Here is a 13671-nt window from a genome sequence, read left to right as displayed (position 1 = left end):
AAATGCAAAATATAAAAATTATTATTTTTAATAAACAATGAGTTATGAATTTTTTTAATATTTTTTAGAAAAAAACCTAAAGTTTTAGTCTGCGTTGCCGTTAACCGAGTTAAGACAAAAAACGCCCGATGATGAATCAGGAAAGTGAAAGCAGCAGAAAAAACAGCGTTAACGGAATACAGCCGGAAAACTTGAATTATTTTTTGAATTGAAAGGTCAGAGCTATTGAGAGAATAAGCTCAGTTTTAGTATAACTTCACATTAAGATACAAACATAACCTGTTGTTTAATATGGTTATGTGGAATGCCATGTAGGTCTTTGTAAGACAGACACCTACATGGCTACTTTCGTCCGTCCTACAAAATAAACCGACAAACCCTGCTTGTTGGCACTCATGATTGCGCGCAAAGTACGCCTAACGCTGAGGCGTGCTTAAATTACCCATAAAATGGAGATAAGAAATCATGAATGTCATGCAAAACGATTTACTCGCTGAAATCAAAGATGCCAACTTGAACTATCTGATGCTGGCACAACAACTGATCCGCGCCGACAAGGCCACCGCCATTTTCCGCCTCGGCATTAACAAGGAAATTGCTGACCTGCTGGAAAACCTGACTAACCTGCAATTGCTCAAACTGTGCAACACCAATATGTTGCTGACCCGTTTCCGTTTTGATGATAGCGAAATTCTGGGCATGCTGACCAGCTACACCAAAGATGCTACCCAGGCTCACCTGCACACAGCAGTATTGATGTCTGCCCAGGCTGCTGAGTCTACTGTTTAACTGCATTATTCATCTCACGATAAAGAATAGAAAAGAGGGTTTATCATGCAAAAGAAAAGTGTAGTCAACGAAGCAGAACAAATTCAACTGGCCATGCAAATGATCCAACTGGGTGCACGCTTGCAATTGCTGGAGTCGCAAACCACATTGTCCCGCGAGCGCTTGATCAAGCTGTACAAGGAGATGAAAGGGGTCTCACCTCCCAAAGGCATGTTGCCATTCTCCACTGACTGGTTCCTGACATGGCAACCTAATATCCACTCTTCCATTTTCTATAATATCTACCGCTTCATGGTGGATTATGCCGGTGTAGATGGGATTCAAGCCATTATCAAAGCCTACACTTTGTACATGCAGCAGGTGCAGAACCCTGATGCAGCGCAAAATGAAGAGCCAGTGCTGTCACTGACACGCGCCTGGACCCTGGTACGCTTTATCGAAAGCAAATTGCTGACGACTAAAATCTGTCATTGCTGTGGTGGCCAATATATCGTCAACAGCTATGACCTGAACCAGAATTATGTATGTAACCTGTGCCATGTGCCTTCACGTGCCGGTAAAACCAAAAAAGCCAAAGAACTCAGCTATAAACTGGTATCCATGACTGCTTAAGCAATCGTAGTCATGATCCACCGGTTGGATTCGATGCGACCTGGCATTTAAAGAAAGGCTCAGCATGAGCGCTGTAAAACTGCTGGCAGGGACGTTGCAGCAACACACGGTTGCCTGGCGTCCCCTGTCTTCAAAGTTGTGGCCCCGGAAACTATGGTGCCAGGCCTTGCTGATACAGGGATTGAGTATGCTGTTGATTGCGGGCGTTGCGCCTGGTGTAATCAACAGCATATTTGCATTTGAATTGCGCAATAGCACAGGATTACGGCTGGAGACCATCTGGTGCTGGCTGGCTTTGCATATTACCCTGGTCAGTATATTCGCCAGGGTGGCGCGCATGCCTGCCTGGTGGCGCTGGATTCATGGGGTTTTCCCTCTTGCGGTGATCATGATGCAACAACTGGCATTACCTTCCACTGTTTACTTTTCCGGTTTTGTGGTCACGCTGTTGCTGTACTGGTCGGTACATAATACCCGGGTTCCTTTTTATCCCTCTTTCCCGGCCACCTGGCGTGCGATGGAGTATCTCCTGGTACAACACGCGGGCGATCGGCCATTACACGTGCTGGATATCGGCAGCGGGTTGGGCGATGTCTCCCTGTTCCTGTCGCGGCAACGCCCGCAAGATCAGGTGGATGGCGTGGAAATTGCGCCTTTGCCCTGGCTGGTCAGTGTAATACGTGCGACCTTTTCCGGTAGCCGGGCCAATTTCACGCGGGGAGATTATCGCCAGGACAACTTTGCCAGGCTGGATGTAGTCTTCGCCTATTTATCACCGGCAGTGATGGGCGATGTATGGCAAAAGGTACAGTGTGAAATGCGCCCCGGCAGCCTGTTCGTCAGCTCCGAATTTCCCGTGCCAGGTATCACTGCCGCACGCATCCTTTATCCGGCTGCGAATGCGCCCGCCCTGTTTGTATATCTCCTGTAGCCTGCTGCCCGCCACGCTGTGGCGGGATATTAATTAGGCAGCTAAATCCCTCTTATTTGAAAAATTGAATCAGGCAGGTCATTGCTATGCTATAGGCGTTCAATGCTAAAAGCGGGGTAGAGCATGTTTGTTGTAATCGGGTATATCATGGTATGCGGCATGATTTTCGGTGCCTATGCAATCGCAGGCGGCCATTTGGGTGCGCTGTGGCAGCCACTGGAACTCATGATGATTTTTGGTGGTGCTGCTGGCGCATTTGTGGTCGGAAACGACAGCAAGGCCATCAAAGCCACACTGAAAGCGCTTCCTACCTTGTTCAAAGGCTCCAAATACTCCAAACAACTGTATATGGATCTGCTGGCCTTGCTGTTTGAAATCCTGACCAAAATCCGCAAGGATGGCCTGATGTCGATTGAGAATGATATCGAGGATCCTGAAGCCAGTGCCTTGTTTGCCAAATACCCCAATATCCTGCACGACCATCACCTGGTGGAATTTATGTGTGACTACCTGCGCCTGATGGTGTCCGGCAACATGGATGCCTTCCAGGTGGAAAACCTGATGGATAACGAGCTGGAGACCCATCATATGGAAGGGCATGTACCGGTCCATTGTATCGCCAGGCTGGGCGATGGCTTACCGGCATTCGGTATCGTGGCAGCCGTGATGGGCGTGGTACACACCATGGAAAACGTGGCGTTGCCACCGGCCGAACTGGGTATTCTGATCGCCCATGCCCTGGTGGGGACATTCCTTGGTATTTTGCTATCGTATGGCTTTATTGGCCCGCTGGCTGGCTTGCTGGAGCAAAAACTGGAAGAGACCAGCAAAAGCCTGCAAACCGTCAAAGTGGTCCTGCTGGCCAGCCTCAACGGTTATGCACCACCCATCGCCGTGGAGTTCGGGCGCAAGGTGCTGTACTCCACCGAGCGTCCAGGCTTTACCGAACTGGAAGACCATGTGAAGCAGACCAAGTCGAAATAATCCATCCTGTTAGTGAGTCAGCCTATTCCGAGAGAACATCATGGCAGAAGATCGTATTGCCCCGATTATTGTTAAAAAAATTAAAAAAAATGGTGGTGGCCACCATGGCGGCGCCTGGAAAATTGCCTATGCCGACTTTGTCACCGCCATGATGGCGTTTTTCCTGCTCATGTGGTTGCTCGGCTCAACTACCAAAGCCCAGAAAGAGGGCATTGCCGAATACTTCCAGACCCCATTGCATTTGGTATTGACAGGGCCTTCTGTCGGCCAGAGCGATTCTGCGTTAAAGAATACCGGTGGCCGGGACGTTACAAAGAAACAGGGGCAGGTAAAACCGGTAGAAGGTGACCCAGGCAAGTTGAAATCGGTCAGGATCGAAGATGTCAAAGCGGCATTGAAACAAGCAGAGAAAATCAAGCTGGAAGCACTGAAAGCCAAAATCGAGCAGGCCATTGAAGATAACGAGACTTTAAAACAATTCAAGTCCCAGTTAAAACTGGATATTACCAGTGAAGGTTTGCGCATACAGATTATTGATGAGCAGAACCGGCCCATGTTTGAAAATGCCAAGGCGGAATTGCAGCCGTACGCCAGGCAGATTTTGCGTGAGATCGGCAAAACGCTGAATGGTGTGGATAACAAAATCAGCTTGTCCGGCCATACCGATGCCACCGCCTATGCCAATGGTGAACATGGCTACAGTAACTGGGAGCTGTCATCTGACCGGGCGAATGCGTCGCGCCGCGAGCTGATTGCGGGTGGCATGGATGAGACCAAGCTGATGCGCGTGGTAGGGCTGGGTTCCGCCATTATGATTGATAAGGAAAACCCGTTTAACCCGATTAACCGCCGGATCAGCCTGATTGTCATGAATAAGGAAACGGAAGAGGAATTGTTAAAAGACAATGACCAGATTTCAGTCAGCGAGCATGACCAGTCGCAAGTGAAGTCATTACAGAAACCGCAGGGAAATCCTGCGCAATAAGGAGCATAAGAATTAAGCGTTTTTTATGATGCTTATTTCCTGATTGGAAGAATGGGTATTCAGGCAAGATAGGGGCCACTATGAAAACATTGCCCGTAGAAGAATTAAGAGAGTTGCTGGCTGCTGTGTCTAGCCATGGCGACTGGCATTTGCTGGAAATCGAAACCGATTTGCAGCAAACCGCCTTTTTGCTGGATGAGGCGATTGAAAAACTGGGTAATAGCTTTATGACCGTCTATGCCCATTTAATGGAGCAGCAGGCAGCTATCCAGTTACTGGCAGATGCCGGCAAACTGCAGGTGGAAGAAGTCGCACAGCTACAGGTATTCCAGGACAATATCGGCCAGGAAGTCAATAAAGTCGTGACCGGCATGCAGTTCCAGGATATGACCAACCAGCTATTGCAACGCACGATCAATCGTGTTCATGGCTTGAAAATGCTCTTGCAGGAATTGTCCAGCCATCAGTTCCCCATGTCGGCGGATGATGAAAAAGAAGAAATCCGGCAATTTATCAGGCAACTTAACCAGAATTTCGATCAGGGTAGCCAGCACCTGACCGGCAGTTTGCGCAAATCCGTCAGTCAACAGGATATGGCCACCGGTGAAATCGATTTATTTTAACCGCAACAGCGTTTAACAAGATGAGTGAAAAAGGCGAATAAACATGGCAAAGACAATTTTAACAGTGGACGATTCAGGCTCTTTGCGTCAGATGGTGGCTTTCAGTTTGAAAGCGGCCGGTTATGACGTTGTTCAAGCGGTGGATGGGCAGGATGGCTTGAACAAGGCCAAGGAGAAAACTGTTGACCTGGTATTGACTGACCAGAATATGCCTGTGATGGATGGCCTGACCCTGATTAGCAATCTTCGCACCCTGGCCTCCTATCAGCGGGTGCCTATTTTGATGCTGACCACTGAGTCCTCGGATGAAATGAAGGCAAAAGGCAAGGCTGCCGGTGCCAATGGCTGGCTGGTCAAGCCATTTGACCCGAAACGTCTGATTGAAGTGGTACAAAAGGTCATCGGTGCATAAGCGCCCGGATTAAGGGACTGGAGAAAATAATGACAGTGGATATGAGCCAGTTTTATGAGGTGTTCTTTGACGAAGCTGAAGAACTCCTGGCTGAAGCAGAACGCCTGTTGCTCGGGATTGATGTGGCAGCTCCCGATGTCGAGCAGTTAAATGCGATTTTCCGGGCGGCACACTCCATTAAAGGGGGTGCCGCCACATTTGGTTTTATGGACATGGCAGAAATTACCCATGTGCTGGAGAACCTGCTGGATAAAATCCGCAAACAGGAAATGGCGCTCACCAACGAACACGTAGATGCCTTCCTGGCGGCAAAAGATGTCATCAAAATGCAACTGGATGGCCATCGCCATGGTTCAGACGTAGATGCTGAGCAGGTGAATGATATTTCTGCCACCTTGAAAGCCTTGTCTGAAGGCCAGGCCGCTGTACCAGTCGAAGCTGCGCCAGCGGCAACTGCTCCACAAGCCAGCCAGGACACTGCGGCACAGGTATCCGCCTTGACTGTCTCTGCCGACGAGCAGGCCAAGGGCATCCAGCTTTATGATGTAGGGTTGCCGGAGGTCACTGAAAAAGACTTGAGCAACCTGAAAGATGAGCTGGCATTGCTGGGCGAGGTGGCTGATTACCAGCGCGCCGACAACCGCCATGCCTTGCTGGTGAAAACAGATTCCAGTGCTGATGATATTGTCTCTATCTGTTCATTTATCGTTGATCCTGATGCACTGGTGATCCAGGTATCGGGCACTGCACCAGCAACAGAAGCTGTTGCAGCTGTCGCCCCGGCTGCGCCCGAAGAAACAGCGGCGGCACCTGCAGACCCGGGATACGGTTTCTTTGACAATGGCCAGGCAGGCAAACCTGAAGAGAATAGCAGTGGCAAACCAGCCGTTGCCGAAGAAATGGGCTATGGCCTGTTTGCTACAGACGGGCAGGATCAGCAGGAAGAAGGGTATGGTTTCTTTGCTCCCTTCAAGCCACACCCTGATGCACCCAAAGCACAAATGATCGGGGACGAAAATGCTGCGGCTGCCTTATCCAAGGCCACTGCCGACACAGCCGCTACCGTGCCGGCCGATGCACCGGCTGCACCCAGGGAGGAGCGCAGGGCACAGGCGCGCCGTGAATCTGACAAACCGTCAGCACAAAATACCGAGAGCAGCTCCATTCGTGTCGGTATTGAAAAAGTTGACCAGTTGATTAACCTGGTCGGCGAACTGGTGATTACACAAGCCATGATTGAACAACGTGTCAATGCCCTGGACCCAGTGGAAAACGAAGCACTGATCAACAGTGTCAGCCAGCTGACCCGCAATACACGGGATTTGCAAGAGTCGGTCATGTCTATCCGCATGATGCCAATGGACTTCGTATTCTCGCGCTTTCCACGCATGGTGCGTGACCTGGCCGGCAAACTGGGTAAAAAAGTGGAGTTTGTCACCAATGGTGCATCAACAGAACTGGATAAAAGTTTAATTGAACGTATCGTGGACCCACTCACCCACCTGGTGCGTAACAGTGTGGACCACGGCATTGAAAAACCGGAAATACGCCGTGAGCTGGGTAAATCGGAAATCGGTACCCTGACATTATCTGCGGCACATAAAGGCGGCAGTATCGTCATTGAGGTGACAGACGATGGGGGCGGCCTCAACCGTGACAAGATTCTGGCCAAGGCAGCCTCTAATGGTTTGCCTGTCAGCGAAAGCATGAGCGATACGGAGGTATTCAGCTTGATTTTTGCACCGGGATTTTCTACTGCCGAGGTGGTCACAGACGTGTCTGGCCGCGGCGTGGGCATGGATGTGGTCAAGCGTAATATCACAGCGATGGGCGGCAATATTGAAATCCGTTCGGCACTGGGATATGGCACGACGATTTCCATCTCGCTGCCGCTGACACTGGCTATCCTGGACGGGATGTCCGTCTCGCTGGACAAGAGCATTTACGTAGTGCCGCTGAACCTGATTATCGAAACCTTGCAGCCACGTGCCGAAGACCTGAAAACCGTCACTGGCGAAGGGTTAATGGTACATGTGCGCGGCGAGTACCTGCCGATTATCGCCTTGCATGCCTTGTTTAACCATCCTACTGAAATTACAGATCCGACCGAAGGCGTTTTGCTGATTCTGGAAGCAGATGGCAAGAAATCTGCCCTGTTTGTCGATCGCCTGGTAGGCCAGCAGCAAGTGGTCATCAAGAGCCTGGAAACCAACTTCAAGCGTATTCCGGGTGTATCAGGCGCCACCATTATGGGCGATGGTTCCGTTGCATTGATTTTGGATGTGCCAGCGATTACGCAAATGGGACAGACCACGAATTACGTCACTGGCGGCTCGGCATTTGCCAACCAGAATTATTCCAACTTGAAAAATCACATCAATGCATAAGGAGTACATGCAATGAGCACTACCTCAGAAATGGCCAATCAAGGCAACAACGCTGTCAGCGCACTGAAAATGGCCGCCGGCGAGTACCTGACATTTGTATTGGGCAATGAGCAATATGGCATCGAGATCCTGAAAGTACAGGAAATCCGTGGCTATGACGCGGTCACCCAGATTGCCAATATGCCTGCGTTTATCAAGGGCGTGATTAATCTGCGCGGCAAAATCGTGCCGATTGTGGACTTACGCATCAAGTTCAACCTGGGCAAGATCGAGTACAACGAATTCACCGTGGTGATTATCCTCAATCTGAATGGGCGCATTGTCGGTATTGTGGTGGATGGTGTGTCTGATGTGCGCGAATTGCGCGAAGAGCATTTGCGTGAAGTACCGGCACTCGTCACTCGCATTGATACCAAATATATCGTTGGGTTAGCGACGATAGAGCAGGAAATGCTGATCCTGGTAGATATTGAGAAGCTGATGAGCAGCAGTGAAATGGAACTGATGGATGCAGTTATCCATTAATTTTTCTTGATATCTACGCGCAGAATACACTTCATGCGCCATGGGAGAGCAGGATGATTTCGACAATGATGAGTAAATTGATTGGCGGTACTAGTAAACAGCGGCAACTTCAGCAGGAGGTTGCCGAATTTCGCGTGTTAAAACGTGAAATCAATAAAGCCAGATGTATTGTGGAGCTGAACGCCGATGGTGTCATTACCCACGCCAACGAAAATCTTTGCCGGGTATTAGGTTATCAGGCCTCCGAGCTGCTGGGAAAGCAGCATAGCCGATTCGTGCCAGCCGCTGACGCGGATAGCCAGGCAATGAAGCAATTCTGGCAGGAATTAAATGCTGGCAACTCGCAAGCCGGTGAGTTCAAGTTGCTCGGTAAAGCAGGAAATACTGTCTGGCTGCAAGGCTATTATGCGCCAGTTTGTGAAGGTAGCGACAACCACCTGCGCAAGGTGGTCGCCTATTTGACAGACATTACCGCCACCAAGGATGCCTACATCAGCACGACTTCTGAAGTGGCTGGCATTAATTCGGTATTTGCCATTGCCACGTTCGATCTTGATAAAAAGATTATTGATATCAATGAGGCTTTTTACAAAACACTGGGCTTTGACGAGCAGGAATTACTGGGGCAGCCAGCGACCATCCTGCTGACAGAAGAAGATAAGGCAAACCACAGCGATGATCAGTACTGGGATACCCTGAAACAGGGGCAATCCGTCTCTCGCCAAGTACGCAGAAAATCAAAAGATGGTCGCTCCCTATGGTTCCTGGCCAGTTTTTTCCCGATTAAGGGTGCCAGTGGGCAGGTGGAAAAGATCAAGCAGTATTGCGTCTGCATTACCGACGAAAAAAGCAAAAACGCGAATTATGAATCTCAGATCAATGCCTTCCATAAATTGCAGGGCGTGATTGAGTTTGATTTATACGGCAGCATCACTTCCATCAATGGCAATTTCCAGAAAGCCACGGGCTACAGTGCCGAGGAAGTGATTGGCAAGCATCACAGCATTTTCCTGGATGAACAATACAAAAACAGCCCGGAATACAAACTGTTCTGGGAACAGCTCCGCGCCGGCCAGGGCCAGGATGGTGTATTCCAGCGCTTTGGCAAAGGCGGTAAGGAGATCTGGCTGCGCGCCTATTACTACCCGGTGTCAGATATTGATGGCAAAGCCTACAAAGTGGTGAAATTTGCCACCGATATCACGGCGGAAATTGTGGCGCGCCAGGAGCGGGAAACCAGAGCCGCGCATGCATTGATGATCCAGACGACGCTGGATAGCGCCTCCACCAATATGATGATGGCCGACAATGACGGCATAATCCGCTATATGAATGAATCCGCGCATCACCTGATGCAAAACTCAGCATCCAACCTGCGCCAGGAATTGCCACATTTCAACCCGGAACAGATCATTGGCCAGAATTTTGATATTTTCCATAAAAACCCGGCACATCAGCGTAATTTGCTGGCTAGCCTGACCAACGACTACACCACGGACATTCATGTGGGCGAACTGTTTCTGCGCCTGAAAGCAACGCCGATTTTCGGCAAAGACGGCCAACGCGCCGGCACATCCCTGGAATGGCAGGATATTACGCAGGAGCGCAAAGTGAGTGAGCAGATTGCTACCATTATTGCCAATGCCGCCAGCGGTGATTTAGCCGAGCGTATTGATCTTGCTGATAAAACCGGTACCACAGTGGAAATTTGCAGTGGTGTCAACAATTTGCTGGATAAAATCACTGAAGTATTGCTGAAAGTGCGTGAAGCAGGTGAAACCATCAATGTGGCCGCACAGGAAATTGCAAGTGGCAATAACGACTTGTCCAGCCGCACCGAGCAGCAGGCTTCCAGCCTGGAGGAAACCGCCTCCAGTATGGAAGAACTGGCCTCGACGGTAAAACAGAATGCGGACAATGCGAAGCAGGCGAACCAGATGGCCGGTGCGGCTTCGCAAGTCGCGATACGTGGCGGCAATGTAGTTGGCAATGTGGTCACGACCATGAATGCCATGAACGAAAGCGCACGCAAAATCGAAGACATTATTACCGTGATTGACGGCATTGCGTTCCAGACCAATATCCTGGCCCTGAATGCGGCGGTGGAAGCGGCACGCGCCGGTGAGCAGGGCAGGGGCTTTGCAGTGGTGGCGGGTGAAGTGCGCAGCCTGGCACAGCGCTCGGCCAGTGCTGCAAAAGAAATCAAGGAACTGATTACCGATTCTGTCAGCAAAACGGCAGAAGGCACCAAACTGGTACAAAGTGCAGGTGAAACCATGCAGGAGATCGTCACTTCCGTACAGCGTGTGACCGATATCATGGGCGAAATCACGGCCGCCTCCACCGAGCAAAGCTCAGGTATTGACCAAGTCAACCAGGCCGTGACCAATATGGATGAAGTAACCCAGCAAAATGCGGCCCTGGTGGAAGAAGCGGCAGCAGCGGCTGAATCCCTGGTGGAGCAAGCGTCCGGCCTGATGGAAACGGTCAATCAATTCAAATTGCGTGGTGCACAACGTTCTATCCGTGCGGCCCAACCACCTTCAGTCAAAAAATCGAAACCGGTTGCCCGCGATGTCCAGGCCGAACTTGCCCATTCAGTACAAACGGCCAGAACCGGCACCGACAATCAGGGTTGGGAAGAGTTTTAACCAGTGATCAGGGAGAGGGAGATGGCAAACAATATTCGCCAGGTTCTCAATGCACTCCACGATGGTTTCTTGCTATGGGCATCCGCTATTAGCGGTTATCCCATTTATCGAAACACGACAGGATTCAACCAGCCAAACCAGTCAACACTACTGCATCCGCAGTAGTGTTGAGCTGTTTCCATCCCACTTGTCCCAGATAGGTTTCCTAAGCAATAGCCTGTTCCATATTATCAAAAAATTATGCCCGGATATGCTCAAGTTTCCCTTTAAAAATACGATATCTAGAATAGGGCGCTGTCCAGTAAATTTCGAGCCATGAGAGGGATAGCGCACTACGCATGAGTTTATAAAAATGTGTGCCCTGAATGAGTAAATGTCATCTGAATAAAAAGCAAATGCTGTCCTGGCTGGTGATGTGCAGCTGGTTAGCCCTGGTTTTCTGGTTACAGGCTGATCAGCATCAGGCATTAACGTTACAAACCAGTCTTTGCATCAGCGTAAAGTGAGCGAGTAAGTAAAAATGAGTACAAAAATAATAGCCGGTATTGATGGCCAGATGGTAAAGGCAGACAAAACCTTGTCTGTCATATTGATGGTCGCTTTTGCGATTTCGATCGCTATCGCTTTGTTGAACCAGAGTTTGGCCCCGGCATTGCCCCTGGGATTACCCACCTTGCTGGTGCCACTGGTACTGGTCTATATGCAGCCAGGCGCACTGGTGAACAGGATGGCGATGGCTGCCGCCTTAATGAGCTTTTCTGCCATTTATATTCAACAAACGCACGGCCTGGTAGAAACGCATTTCTCTATTTTTATCTTCCTGGCTGTATTGCTCTACTACAAAGATTGGCGCCCCCTGGTATTTGCAGCTGCCGTGATTGCAATCCATCACGTTATTTTCAATGTACCGCAAGTATACGCCAGGGGTTACATCGTTTTTAGCCAAGGACCTGATATCAACATGCTGGTCATCCATGCCCTGGCCGTAGTGGCTGAAACATCTATCCTGGTCCTGTTTGCCAATGCACTCAGGCAGGATGCCAACCTGCTGGGTTACGATGCCCAGGCGCTGGCCGAGGTTGCAAAAAACATTGCCAATGGACAACTGAACCAGCAGATCAACGTCCCAAGCGAGGACAAGAGCAGTGTTGCATATTCAATCCGTGTATTGCAGCGTACCCTGGATGGCCTGGTGCAATCACTGGGTTATGTCAGCCAGCAGCACGATGAAGGGGATATTGATTGCACTGTCGACGAATCCCGCTTCAAAGGCGGCTACGCCGAAATGGCTGCCGGTATCAACAAGATGGTGGCTGGTCATATCGCCATGAACAAGGAAGCCATCGAAGTGGTAAAAGCCTTCGGTGAAGGTAACCTGGATGCGCCCCTGAAACAGTTCCCGGGCAAGAAAGCCTTCGTGAATGAAGCCATTGAACAAGTGCGCAGCAATATCAAGCGCCTGGTCAGTGATACTGATGAACTGGTACAGGCTGCCGTAGAAGGCCATTTGTCTACGCGTGCAGATGCCAGCAAGCACCAGGGCGACTTCAACAAGATCGTCCAGGGTGTCAACAACACACTCGATGCCGTCATCAATCCGTTGAATGTTGCCGCCAAATACGTGGCAGACATTTCACAAGGCCATATTCCAGCCAAGATCACGGATGAATACAACGGTGAATTCAACACCATCAAGGATAATCTGAACCAATGTATTGATGCAGTGAATGCACTGATTGCAGATGCCAATATGCTGTCACAAGCCGCCGTTGATGGACAATTGTCCACCCGTGCAGATGCCAGTAAGCATCAGGGCGACTTCCGCAAGATTGTAGAAGGCGTCAACAATACCCTGGATTCCGTGATTAATCCGTTGAATGTTGCAGCAAACTATGTGGACCGTATCTCCAAAGGCGATATCCCAGAACACATCAGCGAACATTACAATGGTGACTTCAACGAAATCAAGAATAACCTCAACACCTGTATTGATGCCGTCAATATGCTGGTTGCCGATGCAGACCTGCTGGCCGAAGCTGCCAAGGATGGCCGTATTACCGTCCGTGCAGAGGCCGACAAACACCAGGGTGATTTCCGTACGATTATCGAAGGGGTGAACAACACCCTGGATATGGTGGTTGAACCTATTATTGCCGTGACTGAAGCGGTTGAAACTATCACCACAGCGGCCAACGAAATCTCCAGCGGTAACGCAGACCTGTCTGCCCGTACCGAGCAGCAGGCTTCCAGCCTGGAAGAGACCGCTGCCAGCATGGAAGAACTGGCCTCTACTGTGAAACAGAATGCTGAGAACGCCAAACAGGCGAACCAGCTGGCACTGACCGCCTCCGATGTAGCTGTTAAAGGCGGCGCGGTGGTGAACGAAGTCGTGGCTACCATGAGTGCGATTAACGACAGTGCCAAGAAGATCGAAGACATTATCTCCGTGATTGACGGCATTGCCTTCCAGACCAATATCCTGGCCCTGAATGCGGCGGTGGAAGCGGCGCGTGCAGGTGAGCAGGGTCGAGGTTTTGCGGTGGTGGCAGGGGAAGTGCGTAACCTGGCCCAGCGTTCAGCCAGTGCGGCCAAAGAGATCAAGGAACTGATCAGCGATTCGGTCAGCAAGACTACGGAAGGGACACGGCTGGTTGAGAATGCCGGTAGCACCATGGAAGATGTGGTTTCCTCTGTCCAGCGTGTGGCTGACATTATCAGCGAGATTTCAGCGGCTTCTGCGGAGCAGACCACGGGAATTGACCAGGTGAACCA

11 protein-coding genes are annotated in these 13671 nt (G+C 50.3%); all 11 read left to right on the top strand.

Annotation, left to right across the window (positions count from 1 at the left end):
• Positions 1–465 precede the first annotated feature (465 nt).
• A complete protein-coding gene (gene flhD, locus BLP53_RS03885) occupies positions 466–789 on the top strand; it encodes a flagellar transcriptional regulator FlhD (protein WP_091470484.1) in 324 nt (107 codons plus the stop codon).
• Positions 790–834: 45 nt separating this feature from the next.
• Positions 835–1401 (top strand): flagellar transcriptional regulator FlhC, encoded by a 567-nt coding sequence (gene flhC / locus BLP53_RS03880; protein ID WP_091470482.1) that lies wholly within the window; start codon positions 835–837, stop codon positions 1399–1401.
• 64 nt (positions 1402–1465) lie between these two features.
• The gene (locus BLP53_RS03875; RefSeq protein WP_245652616.1) at positions 1466–2332 is read left to right on the top strand and encodes a class I SAM-dependent methyltransferase; all 867 of its coding nucleotides are present in this window, start codon (positions 1466–1468) and stop codon (positions 2330–2332) included.
• A 123-nt stretch (positions 2333–2455) separates the two neighbouring features.
• Positions 2456–3316: a flagellar motor stator protein MotA gene (gene motA / locus BLP53_RS03870; RefSeq protein WP_091470479.1), complete on the top strand. Its 861-nt coding sequence runs from the start codon at positions 2456–2458 to the stop codon at positions 3314–3316.
• A gap of 40 nt (positions 3317–3356) precedes the next feature.
• Positions 3357–4301 carry a flagellar motor protein MotB gene (motB, locus tag BLP53_RS03865; RefSeq protein ID WP_091470477.1) on the top strand — a complete coding sequence of 315 codons (945 nt, stop codon included), beginning with the start codon at positions 3357–3359 and terminating at the stop codon, positions 4299–4301.
• 80 nt (positions 4302–4381) lie between these two features.
• Positions 4382–4924 carry a chemotaxis protein gene (locus tag BLP53_RS03860; RefSeq protein ID WP_091470474.1) on the top strand — a complete coding sequence of 181 codons (543 nt, stop codon included), beginning with the start codon at positions 4382–4384 and terminating at the stop codon, positions 4922–4924.
• Positions 4925–4967: 43 nt separating this feature from the next.
• Positions 4968–5336, top strand: a complete 369-nt coding sequence (locus BLP53_RS03855; protein WP_091470472.1) for a response regulator — start codon at positions 4968–4970, stop codon at positions 5334–5336.
• 29 nt (positions 5337–5365) lie between these two features.
• Positions 5366–7723, top strand: coding sequence for a chemotaxis protein CheA (gene cheA, locus BLP53_RS03850; protein WP_091470470.1), 2358 nt, complete (start codon positions 5366–5368; stop codon positions 7721–7723).
• Between the two features lie 12 nt (positions 7724–7735).
• Entirely contained in the window at positions 7736–8248 is a 513-nt protein-coding gene (locus tag BLP53_RS03845) for a chemotaxis protein CheW (protein WP_176755209.1), read from the top strand.
• 65 nt (positions 8249–8313) lie between these two features.
• Complete coding sequence (locus tag BLP53_RS13860; protein ID WP_281202869.1) at positions 8314–10899, top strand: methyl-accepting chemotaxis protein; 2586 nt, start codon at positions 8314–8316, stop codon at positions 10897–10899.
• 520 nt (positions 10900–11419) lie between these two features.
• A partial coding sequence (locus BLP53_RS03835; protein WP_245652615.1) for a methyl-accepting chemotaxis protein occupies positions 11420–13671 on the top strand: 2252 nt, incomplete at its 3' end.

Origin of the sequence: Methylophilus rhizosphaerae, from assembly GCF_900100975.1 — a bacterium.
GTDB lineage: Bacteria > Pseudomonadota > Gammaproteobacteria > Burkholderiales > Methylophilaceae > Methylophilus > Methylophilus rhizosphaerae.
This window is presented reverse-complemented; position numbering and strand designations above follow the sequence as displayed.